Origin of the sequence: Amycolatopsis xylanica (assembly GCF_900107045.1) — a bacterium.
In the GTDB taxonomy this organism is placed as follows: Bacteria; Actinomycetota; Actinomycetes; order Mycobacteriales; family Pseudonocardiaceae; genus Amycolatopsis; species Amycolatopsis xylanica.
The window spans coordinates 1,125,493-1,139,908 of the sequence record NZ_FNON01000002.1 but is presented as its reverse complement, the minus strand read 5'-3'; the positions used below and the strand labels follow the sequence as shown (position 1 = coordinate 1,139,908).

Below are 14,416 nucleotides of genomic sequence, written 5' to 3'. Positions count from 1 at the left end.
TCTTCTCTACGACGCCGGGGGTTCGAAGCGGCCATCGACCGCGGTCCAGCCGCCGTCCACGGCCAGCACGGCCCCGGTCACGAAACTCGCCGCGTCGGACGCGAGGTACACGACGGCGCCGGCGAGCTCGTCGGCACGCGCCCAGCGGCCGAGCGCGCCCTTGCTCGCGTACGCCTGGTACCAGTCAGGGTTCGCCTTGATCTGCGCGGTCAACGGCGTCTCGACGACGCCGGGCGCGATCGCGTTGACCCGGACGCCGGACGGCCCGAACTCGGCGGCGGCCGTCCTGAGCAGCTGGACCAGCCCGGACTTGGTGGCCGCGTATGGGCCCTGACCAGGTTCGACGGTGGTGCCCCTGATCGACGAGAAGCCGATGATGCTGCCCCGGCCGCGCTCGACCATGCCCGCGCCGAACGCGCGGACGACGTCGAAGGCGGCACCCAGGTTCAGCGCGACGACCTTGTCGAACTCTTCGCGGGTGTAGTCGAGCAAGCGTTTGCGGACGTTGGTCGCGGCCGTCAGCACGACGACGTCGACGGCTCCGAGTTCGGCGGCCGCGCGCTCGGCGGCGCCAGGTTCGAGCAGGTCGATCTCGTAGACCTCGCCGCCGATCGGGGCGGCGGTTTCCTTGGCACCGCCGAGGTCGCGGTCGGCGCAGACGACCGACGCGCCCTGCGCGGCGAGCGCTCTGGCGGACTCGCGGCCAATGCCGCTGCCCGCGCCGAGCACGAGCGCGCGCCTGCCGTCGAGCCGGAACAGGTTCTCGTAGTTCACGGCCTGATCACCGCCATCCTGGTCACGGTCAGCTCCTCCACCGCGAAGCGCGGCCCCTCCCTGCCGATGCCGGAGTCCTTGACCCCGCCGTACGGCATGGTGTCCGAGCGGAAGCCCGGCACCTCGTTGACCACCACGCCGCCGACCCGCAACCGGTCGAGCGCGTCGAACGCGGTCTTGAGCGAACGGCTGAAGACGCTGGCGTGGAGTCCATAGCGCGAGGCGTTGACCTGGTCGAACGCCGTGTCCACATCGGGCACCGTGCGCACGCAGACGACCGGGCCGAAGATCTCCTCGTCCCAGCAGTCGACGCCGTCCGGCACGTCGAGCAGCACGGCCGGGCGGAGGACCGTCCCCTCGAGACCGCCGCCGACGACCTTCGCTCCGGCTTTCGTCGCTTTGTCGACCCAGTCGAGCACTCGGCCGGTCGACTGTGGATCGATGAGCGCGGACACCCGCGTCGACTCCTCGCGCGGGTCGCCGATGACGATCTCACCGAGCCGTCCGAGCAGCGCTTCGACGAACGTGTCGGCGATCTCGTCGACCACGAGCACCCGCTGGACCGAGATGCAGGCCTGGCCGGAGGCGTAGAAACCGCCGCGCAGCACGGCGTCGACGGCCGCGTCGAGATCGGCGTCCCCCGCCACGACCAGCGCGGAGTTCGACCCGAGTTCGAGCAGGGTCTTCGTCGGGGCGGCGTTCTTGGCGATCAGATGCCCGACCGCGGCGGAGCCGGTGAACGACACGGCGCCGACGCGGCGATCGGTGACCAGTGTTTCGCCGACGTCCGCGCCACCGGTGACGAGCTGGACCAGCGCGGCGGGCACGCCGAGTTCGGCGGCCGCCTGCCGGACGAGATGGACCAGCCACAACGTCGCGAGCGGGGTTTGCGGCGCGGGCTTGCAGACGACCGGGCAGCCCGCGGCGATCGACGGGGCGATCTTGTGCGAGGCCAAGAGCAGCGGGTAGTTGAAGCCCGCGATGCCGACGACCACACCGATCGGCCTGCGGGTCCAGAACCCGACGAGACCGTCGCCCGAGGGCAGCAGGTCCAGCGGCACGGTTTCGCCGTGCAGCCGCGAGACCTCTTCGGCGGCGGCATGCCAGGTGACGATCGTGCGTGCGACCTCGACGCGGCAGTCGACCAGCGGCTTTCCCGTCTCGCCGACCAAGATCCGCTCGAACTCCTCGCGGTGTGCCTCGATGGCCGCGCCCACCGCGAGCAGCAACGCGCGGCGCGTCCGCGACGGCAGTTTCGCGACCACGTCGGCGATCGCGACCGCCTCGTCCAGCGCCCGCCTCGCGAGTGCGGCCGTGCCGACCGGGGCCTGGCCGACGACGTCGCCGTTGAACGGGAAGACGACCGGCGCACTGTCCTCAGTGGACACCCAGTCCGGGCCGATCGGCAGTCCTTCGGGGTAGGGCACCTCACTCCCCCTTCGTCAATGCGGCCAGCGCCTTGCGCAGGCTGGGCGCGGCCGCGATCAGCTCGCGGGTGTACTCGTGGCGCGGCTCGTCGTAGACCTGGCCGACCGCGCCGAGTTCGACGATCTCGCCGCGACGCATCACCGCGACCGTTTCGCAGACGTGCCGGACGACCGCGAGATCGTGCGAGACGAACACGAGGGTCAGCTGGAACTGCTCGACCAGGGAGGCCAGCAGGTCGAGGATCTGCTTGCGCACCGAGACGTCCAGCGCGCTGACCGGCTCGTCCGCGACGAGCACGCTGGGCTTCGGCGCGAGCGCCCGCGCGATCGAAATCCGCTGCCGCTGCCCGCCGGAGAACTGATGTGGGTAGCGATCACCGGCGTCGGCGGGCAGGCCGACGGCTTCGAGCAGCTCGGCGACCCGCGTGCGGTCGCGGTGGCCGAGCGGCTCGCTGATGATGTCCCGGACCCGCATCCGCGGATCCAGCGAACCCATCGGGTCCTGGAAGACGATCTGCAGCTCGGAGCGCAGGAACTTGAGCCGCCGTTCGGGCAGGCCGGTGACCTGCCGGCCGCGGAACGAGACCGAGCCGGCCGTCGGCTGGTCGAGCGCGGCGAGCAGCCGGACCAAAGTGGACTTGCCGGAGCCGGACTCGCCGACGATGCCGAACCGCTCGCCGGGCTGGACCTCGAACGAGACGCCGCGCAGCGCGTGAACGTCGCGGCGGCTGTACCGGCGTTCGAGGTCGCGGACTTCGATCAGCGGACTCATGACGCCTCCAGATCCGAGGCTTCGAGCAGGCGTTTCGTGTAGTCGTGGCGCGGGGCGGTGAGCACCTCGCGGGTGGTGCCCGCCTCGACGATCTCGCCGTCGAGCATCACCAGCACGCGCTCGCAGACCGAGGCGACGACCGCGAGATCGTGCGTGATGAACAGCAGCGCGGTCTCGCGTTCGCGCGTGGCGGCGAGGATCAGCTCCAAGATCCGGGCCTGGACGGTCACGTCGAGCGCCGTCGTCGGCTCGTCGCAGATGAGCAGCGCGGGGTTGTTGACCAGCGCCATCGCGAGCACGACCCGCTGCCGCTGACCACCGGAAAGCTGGTGTGGATAAGCGCGGACCGCGTCAGCGGGCAGGCCGACGGACTCGAGCAACTCGGCTGCGTCAGGACGCTTGCCGCGCAACCGCGCCGGCTCGGTGACCTGACGGCCGACCCGCATCGCCGGGTTCAACGCCGTCATCGGCTCCTGGAAGACCATCGACAGCTCGTCGCCGCGCAACCGGGACAGCTCACGCTCGGGTGCGCCGAGCAGCTCGCGGCCGCTGAGCTTCACCGAGCCAACGGCGGTCAGCTCATCGGGCAGCAAACCCATGATCGACAAGGCGGTCAACGATTTGCCGGAGCCGGACTCGCCGATCAAGCCGACGCGTTCGCCCTTGCCCACCTCGAACGACACGTCCCGCACCAGCGAGGACACACCGAGACCTTCGACGACGAGAGTCATAACCGCGCCGCCAATCGAGGGTCGAGCCGGTCTCGCAGTCCGTCGCCGAGGAGGTTGAAGCCGAGCACGGCCACCGCGATCGCGATGCCGGGCACCAGCGCGAGCCGCGGATGCGCCGTCAGCAGGTCTTGCGATTCCTGCAGCATCCGGCCCCATGACGGAGTGGGCGGCCGGGTGCCGAAACCCAGGAACGACAACGCGGCTTCGGCCAGCACGGCGATCGCGAACGAGACCGAGGACTGGACGATCAGCAGTCCGCCGATGTTCGGCAGCACGTGGCGGGTGGCGATGTTCGTGCGCGACCGGCCCGCCGAGCGCGCGGCGAGCACGTACTCGGTGCTCATCACCTGCAGGCTGCCGGAGCGTGCGATGCGGGCGAAGGACGGGATGGTCGCGATGCCGATGGCGATCATCGCGGTGAGCGTGTCGGCGCCGAACACCGCGCCGAACATGATGGCCAGCAGCAGCGCCGGGAAGGCGAGCACGAGATCGTTGACCCGCATGACGAACTCGCCGAGCCACCGCGGCGCCAGCCCGGCGAGCACTCCGAGCGGAGTGCCGATGAGCGCGGCGATGCCGACCGCGACCACGCCGACGTACAACGTGGTGCGCGCGCCGACCATGAGCTGGCTGAACACGTCACGGCCGAACCGGTCCGTGCCGAAGAGGTGCTCGGCGCTCGGCCCGAGCAGCCGGTGCGCCGCGTCGATCTTGGTCGGGTCGTACGGCGTCCAGGCGAAGGACACCAGCGCGGCGAGCAGCACCAGGCCGACGAGCACGCTCCCGATGGTCAGCGTCCGGTTCACGACGCACCTCGCAGCCTCGGGTCGAGCACGGTGTACAGCAGGTCGACCACGAAGTTGATCAGCAGCACGCCGACCACCAGTACGAGCACGATGCCTTGCACGGTCAGCAGATCACGCGCGGCGACCGAGTCGAGCAGCATGCTTCCCAGGCCGGGCAGCACGAACACCCGCTCGACGACCACCGCACCGATCAGCAGCGTCGCGAGCTGCAGGCCGAGCACGGTCACCACCGGGACGGCGGCGTTGCGCAGGCCGTGGCGGAACAGCGCCTGGAACGGGCGGAGTCCTTTGGAGCGCGCGGTGCGCAGGTAGTCCTGGCCGAGTGTGTCGAGCACCGCCGATCGCACGTACCGGGTGAGGACCGCGCCCTGCACCAAGCCGAGCGACAGCGCGGGCAAGATCAAGCCGCGGATGAACTCGCCCGCGTCCTGGTTGGGCGGAGTCCAGCCGCCGGACGGCAGCCAGCGCAGCTGGACCGCGAAGATCTGGACCAGCAGGATCGCGGCAAGGAAGGCCGGGATCGCCACGCCGACCTGCGACAGGCCGGAAACGGCCGCACCGCTGGCTTTCCGGTGCCGGACCGCGGCGAAGGTGCCGAGCGGCAACGCGAACAGGAACGCGACCAGCATCCCCGCGCCGACCAGCCACAACGTCACTCCGAAGCGGTCCAGCAGCTGCGGCCCGATCGCCTCGCGCGTCACGTACGACTTGCCGAAGTCGCCGTGCAGCACGCCGCCGATCCAGTCGAAGTACTGCGTGAGCAGCGGGCGGTCGATCCCGAAATCCTGCCTGGTCTTGGCGAGCAGCTCGGGGGTCGCGTTGACGCCGAGCGCGACCTGCGCCGGGTCACCGGGCAGGACGGCCATGAACAGGAACACCACGATGGACGCGACGAACACACTGACCAGCAGGATCGCCGTACGCCGCAGGATCTTGGGGATCATTTCTTCCCCAATCCCGTGACATCGAAGGACTCGCTCACCTGGTTCTTGGCGAACCCGGTGACCTTGGTCTTCGCCACGATCACGTTGGGGAAGAGGAACAGCCAGTCGGCGGCGGCGTCGGCGTTGAGCTGCCGCGCGACCTCGCGCATGGCGGTGACCTGCTGCTCCTCGGTGCCGGTGTCCGCCTGTGCGAGCAGGCTCTTGACCTTCGGGTTGTCGTAGCCCCAGTAGAACTTGGGATTCCCGAACGTCGTGATGTCCCGCGCCTCGACGTGCTGGATGATCGAGAGGTCGTAGTCGTGGTCGGTGAAGACCTGCTTGAGCCACACCGCGGGGAAGTCGAGCGGCTCGATGGTGACGTTGACGCCGACATCGTCCAGCTGCGAAGCGATCACCTGCGCCGCGGAAAGCGCGTACGGCAGGTTGGGGATCCGCAGGCGGAGGCTGAGATTCGGCTGGCCTGCCTCGGCGAGTAAGGCTTTGGCCTTCGCCGGGTCGTACGGGTACTTGCCGGAAAGGTCCTCGTACCAGGGATCCGTCGGCGGGACCATGCTGCCGATGAGCGTGCCGCGGCCTGCCCATGCCGTGTCCAGCAAGGCTTTCCGGTCGATCGCGTAGGTGAGCGCCTGGCGCACCCGGACGTCCTTGAGCCTCGCGTTGTTGATCGCGAGGGTGACCTCGCTGTTCGTGGTGCCTTCGACGACGGTGAACCGGTCGTCACTCTGGAACTGCGGTATCGAGTCCGGCGCCGTGATCGCGGAGATCACGTCGATCCCGTTGCTGAGCAGCGCGTTGTTCAGCGCGGTCGGATCCTTGATGTACTTGAAGAAGACCGTGGAGTACGCGGGTTTAGGGCCCCAGTAAGCGGAATTCTGCTTCAAGACGATCGAATCGCCGCGCCGCCGCTGGGCGACCGTGTACGGCCCCGTGCCGACCGGCGTGTTCGCGAGATCGGCGACCCCGCTGGGGCTGAACATCGCGCCGACGCGGCCGGTGAGGTCGAACAGCCAGCCGTTGCTCGGCTTGGTGAGCACGACCCTGGCGTGCGCCGGATCGACCACCTCGACGTGATCGACGACGTCCATTTTGGACTTGATGGAGATCTTCCAGTCCGTCTTCACCCGTTCCAGCGAGAATTTGACGTCCGCGGCGGTGAACGGCGCGCCGTTCGAGAACTTGACGCCTTGCTGGAGCTCGAAGTCATAGGTCTTACGGTCTTCGCTGATCTTCCACGACTTCGCGAGCAGCGGCACGATCTTGCCACTCGCGTCCAGCTTCACCAGGCCTTCATAGACGTTGTAGAGCAGCACCTGCGGGATGGCGGTGCCGTCGGTGCGCGTGAAGTCGAAGTTCTGCGGCTCGGCCGTGAAGCCGATAGACAAGGAGTCGCCACCGGTCGCGACCGTCGCACTGGAGCCCGCCGAGCAGCCGGACACGACAAGCAGCGCGGCCAACGCTGCGGCGTGTATCCGGCCTTTCATGGTCCCTCCTCCGGCGGTATGCTGGTCAGACCAGTAACCCAGAAACACGGCCCCGAGTCAAGGATGCACAGATGGAGTTCGAGCGCGTCGCACCGGTGCGTGCCTACGAGCGCGTGGTCGAGCAGATCGAAGAAGCCGTGGTCAGCGGCCGTTTGAAGGCGGGCGAGCGGCTGCCGAGCGAGCGCGATCTGATGACCCAGTTCGGCGTCAGCCGGTCCACGGTGCGGGAAGCCTTGCGGGTGCTGCAGGCAGGTGATCTCGTCCGCTCCAAGCCCGGTGACCCGCGTGGTCCGGAGATCCTCGCGGCGTCGCCCGCGGCGCTCAAGAAGTCCATGCACCGGCTGGCGCGCGCGGATCACCTCGGCCTCGCCGAGCTGCTGCAGTTCCGGATGGTCCTCGACGGCTCCGCGCATCTGCTGGCCGCACGCCTGCGCACCGAAGAGCACCTTCGCGACCTGGAGAAAGCGCTCGACGCGATGCGACGAGGCGCCGAGGAGAGCTACGCGACGTACAGCCTCGCCGACATCCTCTTCCACGAGATGATCGCGAAGGCCACGGGCAACGCGCTGCTCGTGTTCAGCGGCGAGGCGGTGCACAACGTCTTCCTCGAGCTGATCGAAGACCGGCTGGAGAAGGCCAGGGACCGGACGGAGCTGATGCATACCTGGATCACCCACCACGCCGAAGTGCTCGACGCGATCCGCGACGGCGACGGCGCCCGCGCCGCACGCCTGGCGAAACAGGCTCTATACGACAACTACGCGGAGTATGTCCCGGAAGGCGAGCGAGGTCTGCTCGAAGCGCTGCTCGAAAGGGAAGACCTGGGCTGAGCCCACCCTCCTAGCCTGATGCCATGTCTCAGGGGGAGAACAAACGCGAAGGCGTCGGCCTGGCGCTGTCAGGCGGCGGCTACCGCGCCATGCTGTTCCACACGGGCGCGCTCTGGCGGCTCAACGAACTCGGCTGGCTGCCCAAGCTCTGTTGCGTGTCCAGCGTTTCCGGCGGCTCGATCGCCGCGGGAACCCTCGCGCACGCGTGGCCGAAGCTCCGGTTCAGCGGCGGTGTCGCGGCCAACTTCCACGACGAGGTCGTGGCGCCACTGCGCAGGCTCGCCGGAAAGCGCCTCGACATCCCGATCGTGCTGCGCGGGATGCTGAAACCCGGTCGCAGCGTCGGTGAGGAACTCGCCGCCGCCTACGCCAAGCACCTGTTCGGCGACCGCCGCCTCGAGCAGCTCGACCCGAGCGGCCCGCGTTTCGTGTTCACCGCGACGAACCTGCAGGACGGCGCGCTCTGGTGGTTCTTCCGCCAGCCCGGCCCGTACGGCCAGGTCCCGCTCGCGACCGCCGTCGCGGCGTCGTCGGCCTTCCCGCCGTTCCTGTCCCCCGTGCTCGTCCCGGATCCTCGCGATGACCGAAGCGGCGAGATCGTGCTCAGCGACGCGGGCGTCTACGACAACCTGGGCCTCGACCCCGTCGAAGACCAGCACGCGACCGTGCTGGTCAGCGACGCGGGCAAGCGGATGACCCGCACGGGCCAGCCGAAGCGCAGCTGGCCGGGGCAGCTGTTGCGGGTGCTGGACATCGTGGACAACCAGGTCCGAGAGCTGCGCACCGGCGCGCTGCTGAAGTCCTATGTGGACAAAGAGATGGGCGGGACTTACTGGGGCAGCTACAGCGACATCTCGAACTTCGAGCTGTCCGACGCGCTGGCCGCGCCCGTGGCGAAGACCCAGGCGCTCGCCGAGACCGCCACCCGGCTGACGAAGATGCCCAAGGCCGTGCAGGAGCGGCTGATCAACTGGGGTTACGCGGCTTGTGACGCGGGGATGCGGCGTTGGGTCGACATCGATGCCGAAGCACCGCGCGGGTTCCCGTATCCGGGCACTGGCGTCGGTTAGGCGTGCTCGCTGGGGGTCGTGAGTGGCGCGGCCGGTTCTAACCGGCCTAAGCACTCACGACCCTTTGAGCCAGGTCATCCCAAGGCGGATGCCAGGTCTCGCCAGAGGTCCTCGGGGTCTTCGAGGCCGACGCTGAACCTCAGCAGACCGGCTGGGACATGTGCGTCACCCGCGAGCCAAGCACGCCGTTCGACCACGCTTTCGACGCCGCCGAGGCTGGTCGCGCGGCGGATCAGGCGCAAGCGGGCGGTCACCGCGTCGGCGGATTCGGCGTCGGGCAGTTCGAAGGCGATCATCATGCCCTCGCCCGGGTAGCGGACCTTGGTGACGGCCGGGTGCGCGGCAAGGCGTTCGGCGAGGGTCGCGGCCGTGCGGGTCTGCTCGGCCAGGCGGACCGGCAAAGTGCGCAGGCCGCGAAGCGCGAGGTAAGCCTCCAGTGCGCCCGGGGTCGCGCCGTTGCGGGTGCGGGCGTCGCGGAGTTCCTTGGCCAGCGCCGGCTCCGCGGCGATGGTGAGGCCGAGGAGCAGGTCGCTGTGGCCGCCGATCAGCTTGGTCGCGCTGTGCACGACGATGTCCGCGCCGATGCTGAGCGGCTGCTGGCCGAGCGGGGTCGCGAAGGTGTTGTCGACGACGACCCGGCCGCTGGTGGCGGCCGCGATGGCCTTGAGGTCCATCACGTCGAGGGTCGGGTTGGTCGGCGACTCCAGCCAGAGCAGGTCCGCGTCCGAGCCGGTCCACGCGTCGGTCTCGTCCGGCGGCAGCTCGGTGACGACCAGGCGTCCGGTCCGGTGGGCGTGCGCGAGCAGGCCGCGCGATCCCGCGTAGCTGAACGTCGGCACGGCGACCTTCGCGCCGACCGGGGTGATGTCGATGATCGCGGCGAGCGTGGCGATGCCCGAGGCGAACGCGGTGGCGTGGCCGCCTTCGAGATCGCCGATCACCTGCTCCAGCGCCTCCCAGGTGGGAGTGCCGTTCTCGCGGGAGTAGTTGCGGTCGCCGCCTGCTTCGAAGGTGCTGGCGGGCACGATCGGGGTGTTCAGCGGCTCACCGGGGCCGTGGGGACGGCCGGCGGCCACGGCGCGGGTACGAGCTGACCATTCGGAATCCACTCGATCACGGTAACCGCCGAACCGCTGGTCAGCAGGGAGTCAAGTCTCACGTTGCCGGAACCGGGCACGGCCTCTCACTGAAATCCGTAGGCTGAAAACATGCCGTTCGAAGACGTCTTGAAGCCGTTCGTGATCGAGGTCGAACCCACTGAGCCCGAACGGCACGGCGCCGTCGATCTGTACCTGCCCGACGCGGACGGGCCCCGGCCCGCGATCGTGTTCGTGCACGGCGGGCCGGTCGCGCCCGAGCAGCGGCCGACGCCGCGTGACTGGCCGGTTTTCCGTGGCTACGGGTCGCTTTCGGCCGCCAAGGGCGTTGTCGCCGCCGTGGTCGATCACCGGCTGCACGCCTTCGACGCCTACCCCACGGCCGCCGAGGACGTGGCCGCCGCGGTCGAACTGGTTCGCGCCGATCCTCGGGTGGACCCGAACCGGATCGCCGTCTGGTTCTTCTCCGGTGGTGGGCTGCTCAGCGCCGAATGGCTGCGGGCGGGGCACGGCTGGCTGCGCTGTGTCGCGGCGAATTATCCGCTGCTGGCCACCTTTCCCGGCTGGGAGATCGAACCGCGGTTCCGGCCGGTCGAGGCGGTCGGCGAGTCGACCCTGCCGATCGTGCTGGTCAGGGTCGGTCTGGAACGGCCCGAGATCGCGGCGGGCGTGGCGGCCTTCGTCGAAGCGGCCGGCGCGAATCTGGAGATCGTCGACGTGCCGAACGGGCAGCATTCGTTCGATCTGCTCGATCACACCGACGAGTCGCGCAAGGCCGTCGAGCTGGCGTTCGACAAGGTGCTCGCCGCGCTCGGCTAGAGCTCGTACGCCTTGGGGTGGCGGGGTTCGTAGAGGCCGAGGTCGCCGCCACCCGGCAGGCGGATGGTGCACAGCAGACCCCAGCCCTGATCGGTGACCGGCTGGGCGAACTCGACGCCCTTGTCCGTCAGCTCGGCGACCGTGCCGTGCACGTCGTCGCACATCAGGTAGAGCTCGTGCCGTCCTTCGCCCTCGGCGGGATGGACCGCCACCTCGGCGGGCGGGAGCTTGAAGATCAGCCAGCCCCCACCCGCGTCGATGTGCGGGTAGCCGAGCACGTCACGGATGAACGCGCGGTCGGCGTCGGCGTCGTTGCTGTACAGGATCACGTGGGCACCGGTAATCATGCCCGGGATCGTGCCACGGCTAGTGCGAATACACCTCGAAGTCGTAGAGCGAGTAACCGTGGTTGGTGCCCCGCTGGACTCCGGCCATCCGGACATACCTGGCGGTCGAAGTCGCGAAGCTGACATTGTCGACGCCACCATCACCGTCCACTATGGACGCGGCGTCCCGCCAGTTCTGGCCGTCGTCGGAGAGCTGGATCTTGTAAGCCCTGCCGTAGGCGGCCTCCCAGCGCATGATGACGCGGGAGACCGGCTGCGCCGAACCCAGGTCGACCGTCAGTGACTGCTGGTCGCTCCAGTCGCTGGCCCAGCGCGTCGACTGGTTCTCGTCGACGGCGTTGGCGGGCGGCAGGTTGAACCAGCCCTTCTCATAGCTGGTCGCGCTCGCCACCTTGTTGGCCGCCGTGTTGGACACGGCGACGCCACGAGCGGACGGGAACTCGACGACCTGCTGGAAGGTCGGACGGTTCTGGGTGCTGATCTTGTCGTGCGTGATGCCACCCAACGCGGTGTGCGCCAGTGAGTCGAGGCACCACTGGTCGCCTGCCGAGCAGATGCCGTCGGCCGGGTAGACCGTGGTCGCGGGCTGCGCGGCGGCCGCGGCCAGTGAGTCGAGCAGCACCTGACGGCAGGCCGTGACATCCCCGCCGCCGCAGTACTTCGCGCCGAGCGGTCCGGCGACCGGGTCGCCGAGGATCGAGCGGATGTCCTTGTGCACGTAACCCCACCAGCCGGACTGGTACGCCGAACCCTGGTGCGGCTGGCCGTGGTGCTGGCCAGGCTCCTCGTTCTGCCAGCCGGACGGGCTCTGGTTGATCTGGAGCACGTCGGTCATCGCCTTGTACGCGGCGTCGCCCATGCCCGGCTTGAACTCGGCGGCGACCAGCAGCGGCCACCACGCGTCGATGATCCGGATCGCGTCGGCGTACGCGTACGTCTTGCTGCCCGGCGTGGTCTCCGCACGCTTGGCGCCGGCGGCGAGCCACGCCTTCAGCTTCGCGACGGCGTCCGCGGCCGGGCCGGTGACCGGCGCCTTGTCGATGACCCGCAGGAGCTGCGGCAGCACCTTCTCCGCACGCAGGTCGGTCAGCGCGGCCTCCTCCATGGCCTGGGTCAGGTTGACCCTGGTCACCTTGGTGCCGCTGGAGATCAGCTGCTTGACCCGCACGTCGAGCAGGTCGGCGCGGTGCACGGACGACTTGTCGGCGCCGCCTGCCGCGTAACCGTTGGCCTGCGCGTTGTTCCAGCTGACGTAGTAGTCCTGGTTGATCGACTGCGGGTGCTGCGATGGCGGCGTGTAGGTCGCCTTGTTGCCGTTGGGATCCCAGCCCTGCCAGTCGAAACCGGCGTCCGCCTTGACCGGCATGCTCGGGTCCACAGTGGACTGACGGACCGGGTTGCTGCCGGAGTTGTAGTACGCGACGTCCTTCGAGTCGGCGTAGAACCAGTTGAACGTGTAGTTGACGTCCTGCGCGGCACGCTGGAAGTCCTTGGCGCCGTGGACGAAGTCGGGATCGTTGAACTCCTGGAAGCCGACGATCGAGTCGACCTCGTGGAAGAACGTCGAGCGCAGCGAGGTGTACGCGACCGGCTTGCCGCCGACCAGCGCCCTGCTGGTCACCGGGCCGTACTTGGTCCGGTAGCTGCGCAGCGTGTACGAACCGGCGGCCGTCGAGTCGGCGACGGACGGCTTCCACGCGTTCTTGCGCTCGATGGTGTCCATCGGCAGGCACTGGCCCTTGAACCGGTAGTAGTTGGACTCCTTCGTCGCGGGCTTGCCGCTCGGGTCGCAGAGCTCGAGCGCGTAGGTGTCGGTGATGTCCTGCCCCGCGCTGGTCGCGCTCCACGAGTAGTCCTGGCCGCGGCCGAGCAGCACGTAGAAGCTGATGCCCGCGAACGAGGCGCCGCGTGCGCTGATGCCAGGTCCCTGCAGCTCCTGCAGCATGAGCAGCTGCGGCGCGAAGTACCCGGTCTGCGGGCCGAACACGGCCACCGGGTGCCCGCTGGCGGTCTTCGAGCCGGACACGACCAGCGCGTTCGACATGCCGTGCTTCTCGGTCAGCAGGTTCGCGGGCAGCACGCCGTTGTCGTACATGCCGCGAGCCGGTTCGAGCTCCTTGGGCGCGGCGACGCGTTCGGTCGCGGGCGCCACGGCGGACTCGGTCGGGTCGAACACCAGCTGCTGCCCGGTGACCGTGCCCTTGTCCGGCATGGCGAGGCCCTGCGGGTTCGCGGGCGTCTTGCCGTACGGGAACGTCTGGCCGTCGTGCACGGTCTTGACGGTCTCGGGGTCGTCCTCGGAGCGCAGGCTTTGCCACACCTTCTCGCCCTGCTCGAGGCCGTACTTCTCTTGCAGCGCCATCTTCGCGACGGCCTGCTGGACCTCGCCGCCGCCACCGGCGCCGAACTGCGCGCCGACCACGGACGCGAGCACGACCAGGTCGGTCAGCGTGAACGGGTCGATCGTGCCGACGTTGGTGATGGAGTCGACGTGCCCGGTCAGCACGTACTCACCAGGGAAGTACCGGCCAGCGTGCGAGTCGGTGATGTACTTGTTGACGCCCTCGATGTAGGACTTCGCGTCGGCGAGCGCCTGCGCGCCACGCGGACCGCTCGCCGCGACCTTGTTGATCTGATCGAGCAGCTCGGCCTCGGTGTACGGGGCCGACGAGAAGAAGGACTGCTCCAGCGACCGGTTGGACGGGGCGCCGCCGGCGAACGGCGTCACCTGGCCGCGTCCGACGTGGCGCATCACGTCCATCAGCCACAGCCGGTCCTGCGCCGCCGCGAAGCCGGCGCCGAAGGTCGTGCCCGCGCGGGTGGTGCCGACGATGTGCGGCACCCCGGTCGCCTTGTCGCGGGTGATCGTCACGTCCGCGCGTGGTTTGGTCGTGCTCTCCACCTGGTCCGCGGGCACACCGAACGACGAGTCGTTGAAGAACTTGCTGATCGTCGACGTGGTGAGGGTCTTGTAGCCATCGGCGAGCCCGGCGTACTTCGGCAGCTGGTCCGACGCGTGCGCCGGGCGGGTGCCGAACGCCTTGTGGGCGAGGATGTCGGCGAGCGTGGCGTTGCCGTTCTCGCCGGGCGGCACGATGTCGTTGCACTGCCCCAGGCAGTAGTCATTGGGTGCGATCAGTGGCGCGGCGGTGGCTTGGGGAGTGGTCGTGATGACTGAGGCGGCCGTCAGCGCACTGAGCGCGACGAGGATTTTCATGCGACCAGGCATGCCAGTTGCTCCTTCGCAGACGTGACGCAGCGCACGTTAGTTAACCGGCCGCCAATTGTGAAGACTTTTCATCTTCGCTATGCACCTAT

The 14,416-nt window shown here is 69.0% G+C and carries 13 protein-coding genes; 3 read left to right on the top strand and 10 right to left on the bottom strand.

Annotation, left to right across the window (positions count from 1 at the left end):
• Positions 1 to 6 precede the first annotated feature (6 nt).
• From BLV57_RS13225 to BLV57_RS13195, 7 genes are read right to left on the bottom strand one after another with little or no spacing between them, the layout of a single operon-like run.
• Positions 7 to 774 (bottom strand): SDR family NAD(P)-dependent oxidoreductase, encoded by a 768-nt coding sequence (locus tag BLV57_RS13225; protein WP_091288922.1) that lies wholly within the window; start codon positions 772 to 774, stop codon positions 7 to 9.
• On the bottom strand, positions 771 to 2,201 hold the full coding sequence (locus BLV57_RS13220; RefSeq protein WP_091288921.1) for an aldehyde dehydrogenase family protein: 1,431 nt from the start codon (positions 2,199 to 2,201) through the stop codon (positions 771 to 773). Before BLV57_RS13220 ends, BLV57_RS13225 begins: the two co-directional genes overlap by 4 nt.
• A 1-nt stretch (position 2,202) precedes the next feature.
• Positions 2,203 to 2,973 carry an ATP-binding cassette domain-containing protein gene (locus tag BLV57_RS13215; protein ID WP_091288920.1) on the bottom strand — a complete coding sequence of 257 codons (771 nt, stop codon included), beginning with the start codon at positions 2,971 to 2,973 and terminating at the stop codon, positions 2,203 to 2,205.
• Positions 2,970 to 3,704, bottom strand: a complete 735-nt coding sequence (locus BLV57_RS13210) for an ATP-binding cassette domain-containing protein (protein WP_091288919.1) — start codon at positions 3,702 to 3,704, stop codon at positions 2,970 to 2,972. Before BLV57_RS13210 ends, BLV57_RS13215 begins: the two co-directional genes overlap by 4 nt.
• On the bottom strand, positions 3,701 to 4,510 hold the full coding sequence (locus BLV57_RS13205) for an ABC transporter permease (RefSeq protein ID WP_091288918.1): 810 nt from the start codon (positions 4,508 to 4,510) through the stop codon (positions 3,701 to 3,703). The genes BLV57_RS13210 and BLV57_RS13205 overlap by 4 nt, the downstream gene beginning before the upstream one ends.
• Complete coding sequence (locus BLV57_RS13200) at positions 4,507 to 5,454, bottom strand: ABC transporter permease (protein ID WP_091288917.1); 948 nt, start codon at positions 5,452 to 5,454, stop codon at positions 4,507 to 4,509. Before BLV57_RS13200 ends, BLV57_RS13205 begins: the two co-directional genes overlap by 4 nt.
• Positions 5,451 to 6,935 carry an ABC transporter substrate-binding protein gene (locus tag BLV57_RS13195; protein ID WP_091288916.1) on the bottom strand — a complete coding sequence of 495 codons (1,485 nt, stop codon included), beginning with the start codon at positions 6,933 to 6,935 and terminating at the stop codon, positions 5,451 to 5,453. Before BLV57_RS13195 ends, BLV57_RS13200 begins: the two co-directional genes overlap by 4 nt.
• Before the next feature lie 71 nt (positions 6,936 to 7,006).
• Between BLV57_RS13195 and BLV57_RS13190 the strand changes: the two genes are divergently transcribed.
• Positions 7,007 to 7,765, top strand: a complete 759-nt coding sequence (locus tag BLV57_RS13190) for a FadR/GntR family transcriptional regulator (RefSeq protein ID WP_091288915.1) — start codon at positions 7,007 to 7,009, stop codon at positions 7,763 to 7,765.
• A 23-nt stretch (positions 7,766 to 7,788) separates the two neighbouring features.
• Positions 7,789 to 8,835, top strand: coding sequence for a patatin-like phospholipase family protein (locus tag BLV57_RS13185; protein WP_091288914.1), 1,047 nt, complete (start codon positions 7,789 to 7,791; stop codon positions 8,833 to 8,835).
• Positions 8,836 to 8,909: 74 nt separating this feature from the next.
• Here BLV57_RS13185 and BLV57_RS13180 read toward each other — a convergent pair whose 3' ends face one another.
• A complete protein-coding gene (locus tag BLV57_RS13180) occupies positions 8,910 to 9,944 on the bottom strand; it encodes a trans-sulfuration enzyme family protein (RefSeq protein ID WP_091288913.1) in 1,035 nt (344 codons plus the stop codon).
• A gap of 99 nt (positions 9,945 to 10,043) precedes the next feature.
• Between BLV57_RS13180 and BLV57_RS13175 the strand changes: the two genes are divergently transcribed.
• Complete coding sequence (locus tag BLV57_RS13175; RefSeq protein ID WP_091288912.1) at positions 10,044 to 10,751, top strand: dienelactone hydrolase family protein; 708 nt, start codon at positions 10,044 to 10,046, stop codon at positions 10,749 to 10,751.
• Here the strand turns inward: BLV57_RS13175 and BLV57_RS13170 are convergent.
• Together BLV57_RS13170 and BLV57_RS13165 are read right to left on the bottom strand one after the other, a co-directional pair.
• Positions 10,748 to 11,098 carry a VOC family protein gene (locus tag BLV57_RS13170; protein WP_091288911.1) on the bottom strand — a complete coding sequence of 117 codons (351 nt, stop codon included), beginning with the start codon at positions 11,096 to 11,098 and terminating at the stop codon, positions 10,748 to 10,750. The two genes, BLV57_RS13175 and BLV57_RS13170, sit on opposite strands and share 4 nt — an antisense overlap.
• A 19-nt stretch (positions 11,099 to 11,117) precedes the next feature.
• Entirely contained in the window at positions 11,118 to 14,327 is a 3,210-nt protein-coding gene (locus BLV57_RS13165; protein WP_091288910.1) for a penicillin acylase family protein, read from the bottom strand.
• Between the last annotated feature and the right edge of the window lie 89 nt (positions 14,328 to 14,416).